Consider the following 18,351-nt stretch of genomic DNA (forward strand, 5'->3'; position numbering starts at 1 on the left):
GTCCTGCACTTCCTCGCGCGTGCGGTATTTCGCCGGGTCGGACATCGAATGTCCGCGATAGCGATAGGTGCTACACTCCATAAGCACCGGGCCATTGCCTTCGCGCACATGGGCGAAGGCCACCTCGGCGGCCTGGCGGACCTGAAGCACGTCCATCCCGTCGACATCCATGCCCGGAATCCGGAATGCCGTGCCGCGCCGATAGAATTCGGTTTCGGCCGAACTGCGGGTAACCGCAGTGCCCATGGCGTACTGGTTGTTCTCGACCACGAAAACGATCGGCAGCTTCCATAAGGACGCCATGTTCATCGTCTCGTACACCTGCCCCTGATTAGCCGCGCCGTCGCCGAAGTAGGCAAGGCAGAGCCCGCCGTCCTCGTTGTACTGGTGCGCAAGCGCGAGCCCGCCGCCCAGCGCCACCTGCGCGCCCACGATGCCATGCCCGCCGTAGAACTTGTGCTCGGTCGAGAACATATGCATCGACCCGCCCTTGCCCTTTGAGATGCCGGCTTGCCGTCCGGTCAACTCGCCCATGATGATGCGCGGCTCGATCCCGTAGGCGAGCATGTGCCCATGGTCCCGGTAGCCGGTGATCACGCTGTCGCGATCCTTGTCAAGCGCGGTCTGCAGGCCGATCGCCACCGCCTCCTGACCGATGTAAAGGTGGCAGAAACCGCCGATGAGCCCGAGACCGTAAAGCTGTCCGGCGCGTTCCTCGAAGCGGCGGATAAGCAGCATCTGTTCGTAGAAACGCCGCATTTCGTCCGTGCTCGCCTCGTACCGCGGCGCAGCAGCAAAGCGTTCCTGCAGCGAATGAAGGGTGAACCGGCTGTCCTCACCGTCCGAGGACGTCGGGTTATCTGCCTGGGCTTTGGCCAAGAAAAGTATCCTTGTCTGTCGGCGTGTTTGCGCGGCTATAGGCACAGCCGCGCCGCTGGCGCAACACGGTCCGCAGCCCGCAACCGCAAAACGCGGCCGCTGCCGTCACTCCCCTTCGGGGCGATCCTCGAGCTTTACGACGACTTCGTCCGGATGGACGACGTTGAGCTGACTGCGTAAAAGCTCGCCCACCATGTCGGGATCGGCATTGTCCGGATTGAGGAGAGCGACCTTGTTCTCAAGGGCGGCACGTTCATCTTCGATGGCGGCAAGTTGGGCGCGGCGCTGATCCAGCAGGCGCAGGTTCTCGCTCCATGCGAGCAGACCGGACGGCCCGGCAAGCGCGATGCCGCCCATCACGAACAGCGCCGCGACCCCGGCCCGGCGGAGGGTGCGGTCATCCTGCTGCTGGCGGTATCGTGCCTTGCGCTTCATGGCGACCAGAAACCACGAACCGTTAGGGTTAGCAAGACGAAAACAGGGAGCCTCAGTACGATCTCGGCAGGCCGAGGACATGCTCGGCCAGATAACTCAGGATGAGATTGGTGCTGATCGGCGCCACGGTGTACAATCGTGCCTCCCGGAACTTGCGCTCGACGTCGTATTCCTCCGCAAACCCGAAGCCGCCGAAGGTCTGCACGCACATGTCGGCCGCCGCCCAACTGGCTTCGCTGGCGAGCATCTTTGCCATGTTCGCCTCCTCGCCTACGTTCCCGCCATCCATGTAGCGACCGGCGGCATGGTAGACCATCAGTTCGGCCGCGCGCATCTGTGCGTAGGCTCGGGCGATGGGAAACTGCACCCCCTGATTCTGCCCGATGGGACGGGAGAACACCTGTCGCTCCTTGGCATAGGCGCTGGCGCGCGCGATGAACCACTTCGCATCGCCGATGCACTCCGCCCCGATCAGGATGCGTTCCGCATTCATGCCTGACAGGATGTAGCGAAAACCCTGCCCCTCCTCGCCGATCAGGGCATTGGCCGGGATGCAAAGTCCGTCGAAAAACACCTCGGTCGTCGAGTGGTTCATCATGGTTCGGATAGGTTTGATCGTCATCCCGTTGCCCACCGCTTCGCGCATATCCACGAGGAAGAGCGACAGGCCGGCGGTCTTGCTCGGCGCCTGATCGCGCGGCTGGGTACGCGCGAGAAGGATCATCAGATCGGAATGCTCCGCCCGGCTGGTCCAGATCTTCTGCCCATCGACGACGTAATGATCCCCGTCCCTGCGGGCAAAGGTTCGCAAGCTCAGCGTATCGGTGCCGCTTGTCGGCTCCGAGACGCTGAATGCCTGAAGCCGCAGTTCGCCGCTTGCCACAGCCGGCAGGAACCGCGCCTTTTGCTCTTCCGAACCATAGCGCAGGAGGGTATTCATCACGTACATCTGCGCATGAGCGGCAGCACCGTTGCACCCTGCTGCCTGGATTTCCTCCATGATCGCGCAAGCCGCATCGAGCCCGAGCCCGCTGCCCCCGTATTCCTCGGGAATCAGCGCACCGAGGAACCCCGCCCCGGTCAGCGCCGAAACGAATTCGCTCGGATAAGCCCGTTCGCGATCCTTCTCCTGCCAATAGGAGCTTGGATAATCATCACACAGAGCCTTCACGGCACTGCGAATGTCGAGGAAGCTTTCTGACGGAGCCTGGGTCTGCATGGGCATTCTCATGACTTGTCGTTCCGGCAAGAGCAATCTCCCGGCCATCCCCTAATGATCAAGGCCCGTCTTTCTTGACAAAAAGGTTGTATTGGCCTTAACTGGTTACCGATGAAACTAACCCTTGCGAGAGGACTGCCATGGCCGATCTGTTCGAAAACCCCGTAGGCCTTGATGGGTTTGAATTCGTCGAGTTCTGTGCGCCCGAGAAGAATGTGCTGGAACCGGTCTTCAAGGCCATGGGCTTCACCGAAGTCGCCCGCCACCGTCGCAAGGATGTCCAGCTTTGGCGACAGGGCAATATCAACCTGATCACCAACTACGAACCTCGCAGCGCCGCGTGGTATTTCGCGCGCGAACACGGGCCCAGTGCTTGCGGAATGGGGTTTCGCGTCAAGGATGCGGCGCATGCCTATGCATATTTGCTGGAGAGGGGTGCCGAGCCGGTCGAAGTTGCCACCGGGCCGATGGAACTGCGGTTGCCGGCCATTCGCAGCATCGGCGGGGCGATCATCTATCTGGTCGATCGCTATGCCGATCAGGGGGACACCTCGCTTTCGATCTATGACGTCGACTTCGAATATCTCGATGGCGTCGAACGTTTTCCCGAAGGCGCAGGGTTCGAACGCATCGATCACCTGACCCACAACGTCTACAATGGGCGGATGTCGTACTGGGCCGACTATTACGAAACCTTGTTCAATTTCTGTGAAATCCGCTTCTTCGACATCAAGGGCGAATACACCGGCCTGACGTCCAAGGCCCTGACGGCCCCGGACGGCAAGATCCGCATTCCGCTCAACGAGGAAGGCGAAGGCGGAAAGGGGCAGATCGAGGAGTTCCTGCGGCACTTCAATGGCGAGGGAATTCAGCACATCGCGTTGATCTGCGACGATCTGGTCACCGCGTGGGACCGCCTCAAGAAGTTCGGCGTCCCCTTCATGACGGCGCCGCCCGAGACCTATTACGAGATGCTGTCCGAACGCCTCCCCGATCACGGCGAGAAGGTATCCGAGCTTCAGGCGCGGGGTATTCTCCTCGACGGGACCACCGAAGGCGGACAACCGCGTCTGTTGTTGCAGATCTTCGCCGAAGCGCAGGTCGGCCCGGTGTTCTTCGAGTTCATCCAGCGCAAGGGCGACGAGGGCTTCGGCGAAGGCAATTTCAAGGCTTTGTTCGAAAGCATGGAGCGCGACCAGATCCGCCGCGGTGTCCTTGCCGTCGATGAAAGCCAGGCGGTCGAGAAGGAGCCGGCGGAATGACCGACGATCAGGCGCATCCCGTCAATCTGGCGGGCGTTCATCACGTTGCCTATCGCTGCAAGGATGCGAAGGAGACGGTCGACTGGTACCGAAAGGTGCTGGGCATGGAATATACCAGTGCTTTCAGCGAGGATCAGGTCCCGTCGACCGGGGAATACGATCCCTATATGCACGTATTCCTCGATGCCGGGAACGGCAACATCCTGGCGTTCTTCGAATTGCCTAATCAGAGAGAAATGGGCCGCGACGAAAATACGCCGCAGTGGGTCCAGCATCTCGCATTCAAGGTAGGCAGCGAAGAGGAACTGCTGCAGGCCAAAGCTCATGCCGAAGGACTGGGCATCGACGTTCTCGGCCCGACGCATCACGGCATCTTCAAATCGATCTATTTCTTCGACCCCAACGGCCACCGTGTCGAATTGGCGGCCGATATCGGTACCGAGGAACAATACGCGGAATTGAAGCGCGTAGCGATGCCGATGCTGGACGAGTGGAGCGAAACCAAGAAGGCGCCGCGTCATGCCGATTGGCTGCACGCTATCGCTCGTCAGGAACACGCCGAAAACCGGACCGCGCCTTAGGGCGAATGGATCGAAGAGGAGGGTGGTGCGCCCGACAGGATTCGAACCTGTGGCCCCCAGATTAGGAATCTGGTGCTCTATCCTGCTGAGCTACGGGCGCGTGCCAAGCGTCCTATAGCTGTTCGCCCTGCCCGCGCAATCAGTTGAGTTCGTCGGGATCGACGACCGGTATCAGCAGCGGCGCGATCATGATGCCCTCGTCCACCAAAGCCTGCGCCTCGTCGGCGCTGGCCTTGCCGTGAACGGGCACTTCGTCCTTTTCCCCGTAATGCTGCGCACGCACTTCATCGGCGAATTGCGTACCGACCCAGCGACTTTGCGAAAGGGCCTTAGCCTGCGCCTGCGCGAGCTGACGGAAGGCTTCCTGGAGCTTTGGCGGCATGGCAACGTTGGCGACCGGGACCGACGGCTCCGCGGGCACTCGCGCACTTTCGCGTCGACCGCCCGAAGCAAGCGCAGGTGCCATGGGTGCCTTGCTGACGTCGGAGCTGTTACAAAGGGGGCACGACAACAACATATCGGCCCGTTGCCGATCGTAATCGGCCGACGAGCCGAACCACCCTTCAAACGCATGCCCCGCGGCACAATGGAGGTCGTAGACGATCATCAGGCCTTATCTGGCGATCGGGCGGCGGTTGGCAAGGCTGGGAAGCTGCCGGCGCACTTCCGCAATACGTGCCAGATCGAGGTCAGCGAAACCGAGCCCGGGTTTGTCCTTCATGTCGAGAAGGACGTCCCCCCACGGGTCGACCACGAGGCTGTGCCCATAGGTGCACCGCCCGTCCTCATGCTCGCCCGTTTGCGCTGCGGCGACAACGAAGGCGCTGGCTTCGATGGCGCGCGCACGAAGCAGGACATGCCAATGCGCCGACCCGGTCGGGACGGTAAAGGCGGCCGGCACGGCGAGGACGTCGCAGTTTGCGTTGCCGAGTGCATCGAACAGCGCCGGAAATCGCAGGTCATAACAGACAGTCATCCCCAGCAGTCCAAGCGGGGTCTGCGCGGTGATTACCGCGTCGCCCGGGCGATAGCTGCGCGATTCGCGCCAGCTTTCGCCGCCCGCCAGATCGACATCGAACATGTGCATCTTGTCATAGCGCGCGGCGACGTTTCCACGATCGTCGATCAGCAGCGAGCGATTGGCGTATTTGTCTCCGGCCCGGACGGCCAGCGACCCCAGCGCTACCCAAAGGCCATGACGTACCGCGGCGGCGCGAACGTTATGCAGGACACGGTCATTCTCTTCTGGAACGATCGACGAGGCTGCGCGCTCGCGGTCACGATCCAGCAGACCTGACATTTCCGGCGTGAACAGCATCACTGCGCCGCCCGCCGCCGCTTCAGCGACGGCATCCGCGATGGTTTCGGCATTGACCGCTGGATCGATCCCCGAGGTCATCTGGAGAACGCCGATACGCATGGCCTAGTCCGCGAGGAGCACGTCAAGCTCACCCGCCCGTTCGAGGGCCGCCAATTCATCCGATCCGCCGATATGCCGGTCACCAATGAAAATTTGCGGGACCGTTCGGGCGGATGGGGCGCGGGCCAGCATTTCCTCCCGAAGGGGACCGCCCATCGTGATGTCATGTTCGGTGTACTCGGCGCCCTTGGCATCGAGCAGGCGTTTGGCCCTTGCGCAATAACCGCAGCCGAACTTGGTGTAGATATCGATAGTCGCCATGAAGGTGTGTTTCCGTTGCGATAGAAGGATATATCTACCTAACGGTCGAGGGGCTTGAAAGGACCCCGCCGAGGATTATCTCGCTCGGTACCGGGTCCGCCCGGTGCAGCGTGCCCGCAAGGGGCGCTGCCATTATCAAATTGCTCACAAGAGGATTTGTCATATGAACCGTATGGACTTTACCCCTTACCGTCGTTCCACCGTCGGCTTCGATCGCCTGTTCGACCTTATGGAACGTCAGGCCCGGACGGCTAGCGGGGACAATTATCCCCCTTTCAATATCGAGCGGCGGAGCGAGGATGCTTACCGCATCACGCTGGCTGTCGCCGGCTTCCGCGAGGGCGACCTCGACATCACGGCACAGCAGAACCTGCTGACCATCCAGGGCCAGAAGCGTGAAGAGCGTCATGATGGCGAGATGCTTCACGTCGGCATCGCCAATCGCGGCTTCGAGCGTCGTTTCGAACTAGCCGATTATGTCCGGGTCGAAGCTGCCGACCTGCGCGACGGGCTGCTCATCATCGATCTGGTGCGTGAAGTGCCCGAGGCGATGCGTCCCAAGAAGATCGCGATCGGTGGGCAGGCCCCGCTCGAGATCGTCAAGGACAGCAATGGCGAAAGTGAAGCAGCCTGACGCCTGATCGTTACCGTAGGGGCGAGACCGCATGGCCTCGCCCCCGCGACGTCGGGCGCCGCCAAGCTTCGAACTCCGCCGTCCGGGTCGCAGAAGACGGCCGAATTCGAAACAAGTTCTTGGACAAGAAGGGTTCGCAACGTGCGGCAGCCCCCTGCCCCTCGGACGGACTATGAACCGAACTTATACTAAGATAAAGATGCTTGGTGGCGCCACTTCAACGTGAACTGTCGTTCAGATACAAGTTTGAACAGATTAATTAAACCATCACAATGGCTTGCAAGCCAATGCTCTCATCGTTTTTAGACTAAACGCGCCTGATCCAGCGCCGCACCGATGAAGGATGCGAACAGAGGATGCGGATCGAAGGGCTTGCTCTTCAGTTCCGGGTGAAACTGGACGCCGATAAACCAGGGATGATCTGATCGCTCCACAATCTCGGGCAGCAGGCCGTCAGGCGACATTCCCGAAAATGTCAGGCCATCCGCTTCCAGCGCGTCGACGTAATGGCTGTTGACTTCGTAACGATGACGGTGGCGCTCCGAAATCTCCAGTGCATTTCCATATACCTGCGAGGCCTTGCTACCCGGCTCGAGCCGCGCGAGGTAGGCGCCCAGACGCATGGTTCCGCCAAGATCACCGCCCGCCTCGCGGGTCTGCAGACCTTCTTCGGTCATCCATTCGGTAATAACGCCGACCACGGGCTCCTGGGTCTCACCGAATTCCGTTGAGGACGCCCCGCCATAGCCCGCCGACCGCGCACTTTCGATGCAGGCCATCTGCATGCCGAGGCAAATGCCGAAGAAAGGCACCTTTCTCTCGCGCGCAAAGCGAACCGCAGCGATCTTGCCTTCCGACCCGCGCTCCCCGAACCCGCCGGGCACCAGGATCCCGTGCATCGGTTCGAGTTGCGCGGAAATGTCGCCGTCGTCCTGCTCGAAGATTTCGGCGTCGATCCACCTGACGTTGACCTTCACCCGGTGAGCGAGCCCCCCGTGAACCAGTGCTTCGTTGAGAGACTTGTAGGCATCCTGCAGGCCGACATACTTGCCCACGACGCCGATCGTCACTTCGCCTTCGGGATTGGCGTGGCGCTCCATGACATCCTGCCAGCGCGACAGGTCGGGTTCGGGGGCGTCGGTGATGCCGAAGCCGCGTAGCACTTCCCGGTCCAGTCCTTCGCGGTGATATTGCAGCGGCACCGCATAGATAGATGGCGCATCGAGGGCTGGGATCACTGCGTCGGCGCGGACATTGCAGAACTGGGCGATCTTGCGCCGTTCCGAATGCGGGATCGGGTGTTCGGCACGGCAGAGCAGCACATCGGGCTGGATACCCAGGCTCGCCAGTTCGCGCACCGAATGCTGGGTCGGCTTCGTCTTCATCTCACCCGCCGCGGCGATATAGGGTACCAGCGTCACATGGACGCTCAAGGTCTGCATCGGCTCGAGTTCGTTGCGCAGCTGGCGGATCGCCTCCATGAACGGCAGGCCTTCGATATCGCCGACGGTCCCGCCAATTTCGCACAGGATAAAATCGTGATCGCCCTGATCGGCCAGTGCGAACTGCTTGATCGCATCTGTGACATGCGGGACGACTTGCACCGTCGCCCCGAGATAGTCGCCGCGCCGTTCCCGCGCGATGATGTCGCGATAGACCCGTCCCGAAGTCACGTTGTCGCCCTGATGGGCCGATACGCCGGTGAAACGCTCGTAGTGACCAAGGTCGAGGTCGGTTTCGGCCCCGTCATCGGTGACGTAGACTTCGCCATGCTGATACGGGCTCATCGTGCCCGGATCGACATTCAGATAGGGGTCGAACTTGCGAATGCGGACCTTGTAGCTCCGCGCTTGCAACAACGCTGCGAGCGATGCCGCCATGAGACCCTTGCCGAGCGAGGAAACCACGCCGCCGGTGATGAATATATACCGCGCCATGGGAGGGGAGCCTTACGCTTGGGGTGTGATTCGGCGCAAGGGCCTTGGGCGCCGACCGAGCCTTCCCCTTGCAACCGGCCTGTGGATTGAGTGTCAGCCGGCAGCGTTGCCGAGCGGGTCCGTCTGATCGGTAGTGCCGGCAGGCGCCGCCGGGGCAGGAGCAGCCGGTGCCGCGGAAGGCGTCAGCGGGTCCGTCTGCTGTGCCGGGATAGCCGAACGATCGAGGGTCGACTCGATTGCCCCGCCCCCGCCGCCTTCAACTGCGATTGCTGCCAGCGCGATCGACAGGACAACGAACAGCACCGCCAGCCACTTGGTCGAGCGCGTCAGGAAATCCGCCGCCCCGCGCGCACCCAGCATACCCGACGGGCTGCCGCCGATGCCGAGCCCGCCCCCTTCGGAGCGCTGCATGAGGATGACGCCGACCAGCGCCGCTGCGACGATCGCCTGGACCACGGTGAGAAAAAGAAACATTGCTGGGTGACTGCCTGAATTATGCGAAAAGCTTGCCTTCGGCCTGCGCCCTTAGGCGAGGCGGGCCGACAGGGCAAGAATGGCGCACTTACGCCTCGACGGTTTCGGATGCGCCGACGACGATGCCAAGAAAATCTTCGGCCGTGAGGCTGGCACCGCCGACCAGCGCGCCGCCTACTTCGGGACTGGCGAGAATTTCCGCGACATTGTCGCTCTTGACCGAACCTCCGTACAGTATCCGCACCGCTGCACCCTGGTCGGCGCCGTAAAGTTCGCACAACAGCTTTCGGATCGCGCCGTGCATCGCACCGATTTCCTCGCTTCCTGCCGTGCGCCCCGTGCCGATGGCCCAGATCGGCTCGTATGCAATAGTGAGGCGTTCGCCCGCACTGTCGATCTGCGGAAGCGAGCCGCGAAGCTGTCCGGTTACGAAGGCTTCCGCCTCGCCCGCATCACGGACGGAAAGATCCTCTCCGCAGCACAAGATGACGTCGAGGCCCGCAGCAAGCGCGCTGTCGATCTTGTCGGCGATGAGGGCGTTGGATTCGCCATGGCCACCGCGCCGCTCGCTATGGCCCAGGATGACGAATTTCGCACCGGCATCGGCAAGCATCGTTGCCGAAACGTCGCCGGTATGCGCGCCGAATTCGCCGGGATGACAATCCTGTGCCCCGACGCCGATCTGCTCGACCTCCTTGTGCACCGCGTGAATCAGCGTTGCCGGAGGAGCGAGGGCGACCTCGACCGTCATCGTACGCTGTGCCCCGCGATCGATCGCCCGCGCTTCGGCAAGCATGGCACGTGTGCCGTTCATCTTCCAATTGCCAACGATATAGGGCCGGTCGGCCATTGCAGGTTCCACTTTCAGCACTGTTGCGGCGAGCCGCTATATAGGCTGCCCATTGCGCTTCGCCAGCTATCGATCGCAAAGCGTCGAAAGGCCGCCTGCACCTGTTGCGGGTAAGCCCCATGACAGATAAGGCGCCGTGAAATACGGTCGCCCTCGAGGTGGCCGTGCGTAAGCAGCACACCGGAAGTTTTCGCAACCCATGCTCAGTTTTTTTCGAAGCTTTTTCAAGACCCGGATCGGACTGGCACTGGTCCTCGCCTTCCTCGCGCTGATGGGCTTTGCCTTCGCCAGCATGGACGTGTCCAATACCGCCACCATCGGCGGGATTGCGGGCGGCGATCGGGTGGCTGTGGTCGGAGACGAGAAGATCGGGACCGCCGACCTCGCCCGGGCCGCCACCGACGAGCTTGATCGCCAGCGGCAGCAGAACCCGACGCTGACGATGGCCGGCCTGCTGGCAGGCGGCGGGCTGGAACAGGCGCTCAACGATCTTATCAATCGTTCGGCGCTGGTCGAATGGGCTCGAAAACATGGCTTTCGTGCGGGCGAGAACCTGGTGAACAGCGAAATCCGCCAGATACCTGCTGCCGCCGGACCGAGCGGGGCCTTCGATGAGAACACCTACCGCGCGTTCCTTGCGCGCGAGCAGTTGTCCGATGCCCGGCTGCGCGAGCTGATCGGGGCCGGGCTGGTCGCTCAGCAGACGATCGTTCCGGTCAGCTACGGCGCGACCATTCCGGCATCAATCGCGCGCACCTATGCCCGCGTATTCAAGGAACGGCGGACGGGCGAGATCGCGTTGCTGTCGGCCGATGCGTTCGCCCCCGCATCCGCTCCGAGCGCGGCTCAGCTTCAGGCCTATTACGACGACAATCGCGCCCGTTTCGTCCGCCCCGAACGGCGGGTCATCCAATATGCGCAGTTCGATGTCGCCTCGCTTGGCGATGCGGTCGAGCCGACCGAGGCCGAGATCGCTGCCGCATACCGTCAGAATGCGGCTCAATATGCGGCGAGCGAGGAACGCAGCTTCACCCAGCTGATCGTCCCGACGCAGGATGCGGCAAGGTCTATCGCGCAGCGCGTCGCGGGAGGGCAAAGCCTGACCGCCGCGGCGCAGGCCGGGGGATTGAGGACTACCCAGTTCGACGGCGCGAGCCGGGAAGAGATCCGCGGGCAGGCGTCCGAAGCCGTAGCCAATGCCTATTTCGCAGCAGCGCAAGGGTCAGTTACCTCGCCCGCCCGCAGCCCGCTTGGCTGGCACATCGCGCAGGTCCGATCGGTCGACCGGATTGCCGCACGCCCGCTCGAGCAGGTACGCGGCGAACTTGCCACACGGATTCGTCAGGAAAAGCGCACCCGCCTGCTTTCCGACCTCGCTCTCGAGCTTGAGGATCAGATTACCGAGGGTGCCAACCTGCAGGAGATCGCGAGCGGACGGCGGGCACAGGTATCCACCACTGCTCCGCTTCTGGCCACGGGCCAGATCTACGGACAGCAGGAGAGTGCGCCGGCACTGCTTCAACCCGTGCTCAACGTGGCATTCCAGATGGAGGAAGGCGAGCCGGAAATCAGCGCCCTGTCCGGCGGGGAGACCTATCTTGTCTACCAGGTCACCGAAATCACCCCCGCGGCGACTGCACCTCTTGCAGAAATCCGCGACGAGGTCACCGCGCAGTGGCGACAGGCAATGGGGGCCAGCCGGGCACGGGACGTTGCGAACCGCATCGTGAAGCGGGTCGAGGGCGGCAGTTCCGTCGCCCAGGCCATCGCGGCGGAGCAGGCCCGCGCCTCGGTCGAGCAAGTGAGCCTCAGCCGCGAGGAATTGGCGCGTCTAGGCGGGCAGCGGGTGCCGCCGTCGATCGCCCTGCTGTTCGGCATGGCCCAAGGGTCGGTCAAGACCCTGGAAGTGCCCGGCAACCGCGGCTGGTACGTCGTCAATCTTGAGAACGTAACCCTCGACGATCTCGCTCCGAACGATCCGCTGATCGCGCAGGCGCAGGCCGAACTCGGGCAGATCTGGGGTGCTGAATACGGCGAGCAGCTTGGCGCGGCGATGCGCAAGGAAGTCGGCGTAGAACGCAATGCGGATGCGATCCAGGCAGTCCGCCGGCAGCTGCTCGGCGAGAACTGAGGGCCGCTTGCACGATATGCTGCACGGACGCGATGCGGCGCTGCGCGCGCTGACCGAAGCGCGCCCGGGCCTCGTCTGGCGCAAGGTGGTCGCCGATAGGCTGACCCCGGTTGCGGCAGCCCTCACTCTCTTCGAGGAGGGCCGCGGAGATTTTTTGCTGGAGTCCGTAGAAGGCGGCGATACGCGCGGGCGATATACGGTGCTGGGCATTGCGCCCGATCTCGTTTTTCGGGCGAGCGGAGAGAGGGCCGAGATCAATCGGACCTGGAGCGATCAGAGGGACGTCTTCGAGCCGGCGACCGGAAATGCTCTGGCGGCGCTGCGAGGACTGCTGGCGGAGTGCCGGATGGAAACGGATCCCGAACTTCCTCCGGCTCTGGCCTGTCTGGTCGGTTACTTCGGTTTCGAGACGATCGGCCTTATCGAGAAAATTCCCCGCGCCGCACCCAGTTCGCTTGGTCTGCCCGACATGCTGTTCGTCCGGCCAACCGTTACCTTGGTCTTCGACGGGGTTACCGATGCCCTCTTCGTCATTGCGCCCTTGTGGCCGTCGCCTCGTCTGCCCGCGGATGCGATAGCCGACGGGGAGAGTCGGATCGACCGCACGCTTGCTTCCCTCAACTCGCCCGCCACGGCTATCCAAGCCCCGCCGCCGGCACAGCCGCCGATCGAAGTTCAATCGGCCACCACGCCCGGACATTTCGCGCGTATGGTCGACAAGGCGAAGGAATACATCGTTGGCGGCGATGTCTTCCAGGTGGTGCTTTCGCAGAGGTTCAGCGCGCCTTTCGCCTTGCCGCCGATCGCGCTCTATCGCGCCCTGCGGCGGATCAACCCGTCGCCTTTCCTTTTCCTCCTTGATCTCCCCGGGTTTGCCCTGGTTGGATCGAGCCCGGAAATCCTCGTCCGGGTGCGCGAGGGCGAGGTTACGGTTCGCCCGATCGCCGGGACCAGACCCCGCGGGCGAACCGCACGTGAAGACGCCGAGGCAGAAGCGGCCCTCCTTGCCGATCCCAAGGAACGTGCAGAGCATCTGATGCTGCTCGACCTTGGTCGCAACGATGTTGCCCGCGTCGCCGCCGGCGGCAGCGTCGACGTTGCGAGCAGCTTCACGGTCGAGCGTTATAGCCACGTGATGCACATCGTCAGTACGGTAACCGGGACCCTGGCCGAAGGTAACGATGCGGTGGACGCCTTGTTCGCGGGTTTCCCGGCCGGAACGGTCAGCGGTGCCCCCAAGGTGAGGGCATGCCAGATCATTGCAGAACTCGAACCCGAGGCCCGCGGGCCTTACGCCGGGGGGGTCGGATATTTCGCTCCCGATGGTTCGATCGACAGTTGTATCGTCTTGCGCACGGCAGTGGTGAAGGACAAGGTAATGCACGTTCGCGCGGGCGCAGGCATCGTTGCGGACAGCGATCCGGCCTACGAGCAGCGCGAATGCGAGGCGAAGGCCGGGGCGCTGTTTGCGGCCGCCCGCGAAGCCCTGCGTCTGGCCGGTGAAACCTGGAACGAGATATGAAAGCACTTCTCCCCTTCCTGGCGCTCGTCGCTCTTGCGGGCTGCGACGAGCCGACCGAAGGCAAACCGGTCACGCGTGCGCGGATCGACGGGCAGGCGATGCCGACAACGCCGTCGCCCACCCCCGGGGTGGCGGTATCGCCCGAGGTGCAATCGGCCTGCCGCTCGATCATCTTCGAGAATACGCCGCTGACCCACTGTCTTGCGGTTCCTGCGCGGCATCGCATTTCGATGGATCTGGGGCCGGACGGCGGCGAACCCTATCGCAGCCTGACCGCCCTTGCCAGCGCGCGCCAGGGCGGCAGGGTGGCCTTTGCGATGAACGCCGGAATGTTCGACGAAGAAGGCAAGCCGATCGGCTACTATGTGGAAGGGTCGGAGCGCCTGCAGACTCTCAACACCAACGATGGCGACGGTAATTTCCATCTCAAGCCCAATGGGGTCTTCTACGGCACGGGCGACAGCTGGGCGATCAAGACGACCGAGGATTTTCTCGCCGATGTTGCCGACCGTCCGGAGTTTGGCACGCAATCGGGGCCGATGCTGGTCATCGACGGCAAGATCCATCCCGAGGTAACTGGGGACGGGCCTTCCAAGCTCATTCGCAACGCGGTCGGGGTAGACGACAAGGGGCGCGCGCATTTCGTCATCTCGAACGCGCCACTGTCGTTCGGCAAGCTGGCCCGGTTCATGCGGGACGAACTCAAGACCCCCAACGCGCTCTACTTGGATGGCAACGTCTCGGCCTTGTGGAACCCTTCCACCGAGCGGCTCGACGCCGGAGCGCCCATCGGTCCGATCGTGGTGGTCGAGCGGGTCGAGGAGGTCAGCGAATGAACCAGCACCGCCGCACACTCTATCCCGAGATCGAACCGTTCGACAGCGGAATGCTGGATGTCGGCGACGGTCACTCCCTCTACTGGGAACGGGTCGGGACAAAAGGCGCGAAGCCGGCGGTTTTTCTTCATGGCGGTCCCGGCGGCGGAATGAGTCCCAGTCATCGACGTCAATGGAACCCGGCCCTCTACGACGTCTTGCTGTTCGATCAGCGCGGATGCGGCCGGTCGACCCCTTTTGCTTCGCTCGAGGCGAACGATACCTGGACCATCGTTGACGATATCGAGCGGCTGCGCGAGATGGCCGGCCATGCCCGCTGGCAGGTGTTCGGCGGCAGCTGGGGGGCGACGCTTGCCCTTGCCTATGCGCAAGCCCATCCTGCCCGGGTAACCGAACTCATCCTGCGCGGCGTATTCCTTGCCCGTCGGGCGGAAAAGCGCTGGCTGTACGAACATGGCGCCAGCCAGATCATGCCCGAAGCATGGGAGGCGTTCAGCGCAATCATCCCTCCAGCCGAGCGCGATGATCTCGTGGCCGCCTATCACCGGCGGCTGACAGGATCGGACGAGGCCGAACGCGCGCGCGCCGCCGGGGCATGGTCGCAGTGGGAAGGCGTGCTGGCGACCTTGCTACCCGATCCCGCCCTGCTCGATGATTTCGCCGACCCGGCCAAGGCCGTTCCGATGGCGCGCATCGCGGCCGAGTTTTTCAAGGCCGATTTCTGGCTTCAGGAAGGCCAGCTTCTGCGTGAAGCCGGTCAGATCGCCCAGATCCCCGGGATCATCGTCCAGGGGCGGCACGACATCTGCACGCCTCCTGTTTCTGCGTACGATCTGTCGAAAGTGTGGCCGACAGGGGAGCTGTGGATCGTCGATGATGCAGGCCATAGCGCGGGTGAGCCGGGCATTGTCGATGGCCTCGTGCGCGCGACCGACAGGTTTGCCGGTACCGGCGATTGACGAACATCCAATCAGGCTTGATCGCCGCACACCCCCTCGTCGGACAACGCGCCATGCCCCCCTCCCCCCGCATCCTCTTGATCGACAATTACGACAGTTTCACCTTCAACCTCGTCCACTATCTCGTCGAACTGGGCGCAGTGGTCGAGGTGCGGCGAAATGATGCGCTGGAAGCTGCCGAAGCAGTTGCGGGCTCGTATGACGGGGTGCTGATATCGCCAGGCCCCTGCACTCCGTCCGATGCGGGCGTGAGCCTTGCCGTTATCCGGGAATGCGAGGCGGCGGCGATGCCGCTGCTCGGTGTCTGCCTCGGCCATCAGGCGATCGGCCAGCATTTCGGCGGCAAGGTGGTGCGCGGCGGCCTGATGCATGGCAAGACCAGCGACGTGGCTCACGATGGCACCGGCGTCTTTGCCGGCCTGCCCACGCCGTACCGGGCGACCCGCTACCATTCGCTGGTGGTCGAGGACGTGCCCGACTGCCTGCTGATCAATGCCACCAGCGAGACCCCCGGGCTGGACGGCACCTGTATCATGGGATTGCGGCACCGCACCCTGCCCATCCACGGGGTCCAGTTTCACCCTGAAAGCATCGCGACGGAGCATGGCCACGCCCTGCTTTCGAATTTTCTCGCGATATGCGGAAAGCCGCAAAGGGCGGTAGCGGCATGAGGACACTACCCCATTTCTCCGATCATCTGACCGAGCAAGAGGCCGAGGAAGTGTTCGGCTGGATCCTCGATGGAGAGGCTGACGAGGAGGCTATCGGGACGTTCCTCGTCGGCCTTTCGCAGCGGAGCGAAACGGCTGAAGAGATTGCCGGCTCGGCACGCGCGCTGCGGGCCCGCCTCATCCCGATCGATGCCCCGGCCGATGCCGTGGACTGCTGCGGGACCGGGGGCGACGGGCATCATACGCTGAATGTCTCCACCGCCGTCAGCCTTGTCGTTGCTGCCAGCGGGGTTCCGGTGGCCAAGCATGGCAATCGGGCAGCGAGCAGCAAGGCCGGCGCGGCCGATACGCTCGAGATGCTGGGGCTGGACATGGAAGCGGCCGGGCGCACGGCAGAGAAGACCTTGGCCGAGCTCGGAATCTGCTTCCTGTTCGCCCGCAATCATCATCCGGCCATGGGTCGCATCCAGCCCCTTCGCCAGCGGCTGGGGGTAAGGACGATTTTCAACCTCATGGGGCCGCTGTCCAACCCGGCTGGTGTGCAGCGCCAGCTGATCGGAATCGCCCGTCCGGCCTATGTACCGATCTACGCCGAGGCCAAGGCGCGGCTCGGAACCCGGCGAACCTTCATTGCCTCGGGTGATGAGGGGCTGGACGAATTGAGCCTCGCCGGCGGTAACGAACTGGCCGACGTAACCGGCAATTCATTCGAGATGCGCCGGGTAGACGCGTCGATGGCGGGGCTGGACCATGCACCTGTGACCGCGATCAGGGGCGGCAATGCGCGGCATAATGCGATCGAGCTAAAGGCTCTCCTCTCCGGAACGCGGGGTGCCTATCGCGATGCGGTCCTGTTCAATGCAGGCGCTGTCCTATTACTGGCCGGGAGTGCCGCAGACTGGCAAGAAGGTTCCGAAAAGGCGGCACAAGCACTCGATAGCGGCGCGGCGGCGCGGCTGCTCGAAGACTGGATCGAAATGGCGCAATGAACAAGCTCACCGAAATCTGTGCAGCGAGGCTTGCCGAGGTGCAGCAATTGAAGGCTCGCACGCCATTGCCGGAAATCGAGGCCAAGGCAGCGGCGGCAAGTCCGCCTCGCGGATTTTTGAACGCGTTGCAAGTGAAGGCGAGATCGGGCTTTGCCCTGATCGCGGAGATCAAGAAAGCTTCGCCATCCAAAGGTTTGATCCGCGAAGATTTTCATCCCCCCGCTCATGCGCAATCCTATGAGGAGGGAGGCGCCGCCTGCCTCTCGATCCTCACCGAGACGCGCTATTTCCTGGGGTCTGACCAATATCTGATCGAGGCAAGGGATGCCTGTGCCTTGCCGGCGTTGCGCAAGGATTTCATCGTCGATCCGTGGCAAGTCACCGAATCCCGTGCCTTGGGCGCCGATGCCATCCTGCTGATCGTTGCCGCACTGGACGACCCGATGCTGGCCGAATGCGAAGCGATCGCGCTCAACCTCGGGATGGATGTCTTGATCGAAGTGCATGACGAAGGCGAGCTTGAACGCGCTTTGCGCATGCGATCCCCCATGATCGGGATCAATAACCGCGACCTGCGATCCTTCGTCACCGATATCGCGATCACCGAGCGGCTCGCCAAGCTGACTCCGAAGGAAGCCCACCTCGTCGCGGAGAGTGGAATTACCGGCCATGACGATTGCCGCCGGCTTGCCGATGCCGGCGTGCGGAGCTTTCTTGTCGGCGAAAGTCTGATGCGCGAGGCGGATCTTCGCGGTGCGACACACCGCCTGCTGCACGGTGACGCATGCCCCGCCTGACGCATCTTGATGATAGCGGCGCCGCGCGGATGGTCGATGTCGGCCGCAAGGCCGAAACGGTCCGCACAGCGCGGGCTTCGGGGCGGATCGAGATGTCTGCCGAGGCGCTGACGGCGATTTGCGCCGGCTCGGGTCCCAAGGGGGATGCGCTGGGGACAGCTCGTATCGCCGGCATCCTCGCGGCGAAGAAGACCAGCGAACTCATTCCGCTGTGCCACCCTCTTTCGCTCGACGCGGTCACGGTGGATTTCAGTTTTTTGGGAGATGCGATCGTCGCTGTCGCAACAGTCAGCCTGACCGGCCGGACTGGCGTGGAGATGGAGGCGTTGACGGCAGTGTCCGTGGCTCTGCTGACGATATACGACATGGCCAAGGCCCTCGACAAGACGATAACCATCGGTGGCATTACCTTGATTGAGAAGCGCGGCGGTGCATCTGATGAGGCCACCGGGTAAAGCAGTGAACCGGTGCGACTACCTAGGGCACGGCTTTCA

Annotated in this window: 20 protein-coding genes and 1 tRNA gene; 11 read left to right on the forward strand and 10 right to left on the reverse strand. The window is 63.0% G+C overall.

Annotated elements, in window-relative coordinates; genetic code table 11:
• The 3 genes from pdhA to ACHFFA_RS11060 form a co-directional block, all read right to left on the reverse strand.
• Positions 1-879, reverse strand: an 879-nt coding sequence (gene pdhA / locus ACHFFA_RS11050) for a pyruvate dehydrogenase (acetyl-transferring) E1 component subunit alpha (RefSeq protein ID WP_394270890.1), incomplete at its 3' end; no start/stop codon positions are given.
• Between the two features lie 105 nt (positions 880-984).
• Positions 985-1,314, reverse strand: coding sequence for a septum formation initiator family protein (locus tag ACHFFA_RS11055; protein WP_394270891.1), 330 nt, complete (start codon positions 1,312-1,314; stop codon positions 985-987).
• Positions 1,315-1,366: 52 nt separating this feature from the next.
• Positions 1,367-2,539 carry an acyl-CoA dehydrogenase family protein gene (locus ACHFFA_RS11060; RefSeq protein ID WP_394270915.1) on the reverse strand — a complete coding sequence of 391 codons (1,173 nt, stop codon included), beginning with the start codon at positions 2,537-2,539 and terminating at the stop codon, positions 1,367-1,369.
• Between the two features lie 134 nt (positions 2,540-2,673).
• Between ACHFFA_RS11060 and hppD the strand changes: the two genes are divergently transcribed.
• Both hppD and ACHFFA_RS11070 read left to right on the forward strand, forming a co-directional pair.
• Positions 2,674-3,795 (forward strand): 4-hydroxyphenylpyruvate dioxygenase, encoded by a 1,122-nt coding sequence (gene hppD, locus ACHFFA_RS11065; protein WP_394270892.1) that lies wholly within the window; start codon positions 2,674-2,676, stop codon positions 3,793-3,795.
• A complete protein-coding gene (locus ACHFFA_RS11070) occupies positions 3,792-4,376 on the forward strand; it encodes a VOC family protein (protein WP_394270893.1) in 585 nt (194 codons plus the stop codon). The genes hppD and ACHFFA_RS11070 overlap by 4 nt, the downstream gene beginning before the upstream one ends.
• 23 nt (positions 4,377-4,399) lie before the next feature.
• On the opposite strand, the gene ACHFFA_RS11075 is transcribed toward ACHFFA_RS11070, so the two are convergent.
• The 4 genes from ACHFFA_RS11075 to grxC form a co-directional block, all read right to left on the reverse strand.
• Positions 4,400-4,476 (reverse strand) — tRNA-Arg (locus tag ACHFFA_RS11075).
• Between the two features lie 39 nt (positions 4,477-4,515).
• Complete coding sequence (locus tag ACHFFA_RS11080) at positions 4,516-4,983, reverse strand: DUF1178 family protein (RefSeq protein WP_394270894.1); 468 nt, start codon at positions 4,981-4,983, stop codon at positions 4,516-4,518.
• Positions 4,984-4,989: 6 nt separating this feature from the next.
• A complete protein-coding gene (locus tag ACHFFA_RS11085; RefSeq protein WP_394270895.1) occupies positions 4,990-5,796 on the reverse strand; it encodes a carbon-nitrogen hydrolase family protein in 807 nt (268 codons plus the stop codon).
• A 3-nt stretch (positions 5,797-5,799) separates the two neighbouring features.
• Positions 5,800-6,057 carry a glutaredoxin 3 gene (gene grxC, locus ACHFFA_RS11090; RefSeq protein WP_394270896.1) on the reverse strand — a complete coding sequence of 86 codons (258 nt, stop codon included), beginning with the start codon at positions 6,055-6,057 and terminating at the stop codon, positions 5,800-5,802.
• 163 nt (positions 6,058-6,220) lie between these two features.
• Here grxC and ACHFFA_RS11095 point away from each other — a divergent pair, with 163 nt between their 5' ends.
• Positions 6,221-6,691, forward strand: coding sequence for an Hsp20 family protein (locus tag ACHFFA_RS11095; RefSeq protein WP_394270897.1), 471 nt, complete (start codon positions 6,221-6,223; stop codon positions 6,689-6,691).
• Between the two features lie 302 nt (positions 6,692-6,993).
• On the opposite strand, the gene ACHFFA_RS11100 is transcribed toward ACHFFA_RS11095, so the two are convergent.
• The 3 genes from ACHFFA_RS11100 to tpiA form a co-directional block, all read right to left on the reverse strand.
• Entirely contained in the window at positions 6,994-8,628 is a 1,635-nt protein-coding gene (locus ACHFFA_RS11100; RefSeq protein ID WP_394270898.1) for a CTP synthase, read from the reverse strand.
• A 93-nt stretch (positions 8,629-8,721) separates the two neighbouring features.
• The gene (secG, locus tag ACHFFA_RS11105) at positions 8,722-9,102 is read right to left on the reverse strand and encodes a preprotein translocase subunit SecG (protein WP_394270899.1); all 381 of its coding nucleotides are present in this window, start codon (positions 9,100-9,102) and stop codon (positions 8,722-8,724) included.
• 88 nt (positions 9,103-9,190) lie between these two features.
• A complete protein-coding gene (gene tpiA, locus ACHFFA_RS11110) occupies positions 9,191-9,952 on the reverse strand; it encodes a triose-phosphate isomerase (protein ID WP_394270900.1) in 762 nt (253 codons plus the stop codon).
• A gap of 199 nt (positions 9,953-10,151) precedes the next feature.
• Here tpiA and ACHFFA_RS11115 point away from each other — a divergent pair, with 199 nt between their 5' ends.
• From ACHFFA_RS11115 to moaC, 8 genes are read left to right on the forward strand one after another with little or no spacing between them, the layout of a single operon-like run.
• The gene (locus ACHFFA_RS11115) at positions 10,152-12,083 is read left to right on the forward strand and encodes a peptidyl-prolyl cis-trans isomerase (RefSeq protein ID WP_394270901.1); all 1,932 of its coding nucleotides are present in this window, start codon (positions 10,152-10,154) and stop codon (positions 12,081-12,083) included.
• Between the two features lie 16 nt (positions 12,084-12,099).
• The gene (locus ACHFFA_RS11120) at positions 12,100-13,605 is read left to right on the forward strand and encodes an anthranilate synthase component I family protein (RefSeq protein ID WP_394270916.1); all 1,506 of its coding nucleotides are present in this window, start codon (positions 12,100-12,102) and stop codon (positions 13,603-13,605) included.
• Entirely contained in the window at positions 13,602-14,441 is an 840-nt protein-coding gene (locus tag ACHFFA_RS11125; RefSeq protein ID WP_394270902.1) for a phosphodiester glycosidase family protein, read from the forward strand. The genes ACHFFA_RS11120 and ACHFFA_RS11125 overlap by 4 nt, the downstream gene beginning before the upstream one ends.
• On the forward strand, positions 14,438-15,400 hold the full coding sequence (gene pip / locus ACHFFA_RS11130) for a prolyl aminopeptidase (RefSeq protein ID WP_394270903.1): 963 nt from the start codon (positions 14,438-14,440) through the stop codon (positions 15,398-15,400). Before ACHFFA_RS11125 ends, pip begins: the two co-directional genes overlap by 4 nt.
• Before the next feature lie 53 nt (positions 15,401-15,453).
• Complete coding sequence (locus ACHFFA_RS11135) at positions 15,454-16,071, forward strand: anthranilate synthase component II (RefSeq protein WP_394270904.1); 618 nt, start codon at positions 15,454-15,456, stop codon at positions 16,069-16,071.
• Positions 16,068-17,060, forward strand: a complete 993-nt coding sequence (gene trpD / locus ACHFFA_RS11140; RefSeq protein ID WP_394270905.1) for an anthranilate phosphoribosyltransferase — start codon at positions 16,068-16,070, stop codon at positions 17,058-17,060. The genes ACHFFA_RS11135 and trpD overlap by 4 nt, the downstream gene beginning before the upstream one ends.
• Complete coding sequence (trpC, locus tag ACHFFA_RS11145; RefSeq protein WP_394270906.1) at positions 17,057-17,857, forward strand: indole-3-glycerol phosphate synthase TrpC; 801 nt, start codon at positions 17,057-17,059, stop codon at positions 17,855-17,857. Before trpD ends, trpC begins: the two co-directional genes overlap by 4 nt.
• Entirely contained in the window at positions 17,845-18,312 is a 468-nt protein-coding gene (gene moaC, locus ACHFFA_RS11150) for a cyclic pyranopterin monophosphate synthase MoaC (protein WP_394270907.1), read from the forward strand. The genes trpC and moaC overlap by 13 nt, the downstream gene beginning before the upstream one ends.
• The last annotated feature ends 39 nt before the right edge of the window (positions 18,313-18,351 follow it).

This window comes from Qipengyuania sp., assembly GCF_043423005.1.
GTDB lineage: Bacteria > Pseudomonadota > Alphaproteobacteria > Sphingomonadales > Sphingomonadaceae > Qipengyuania.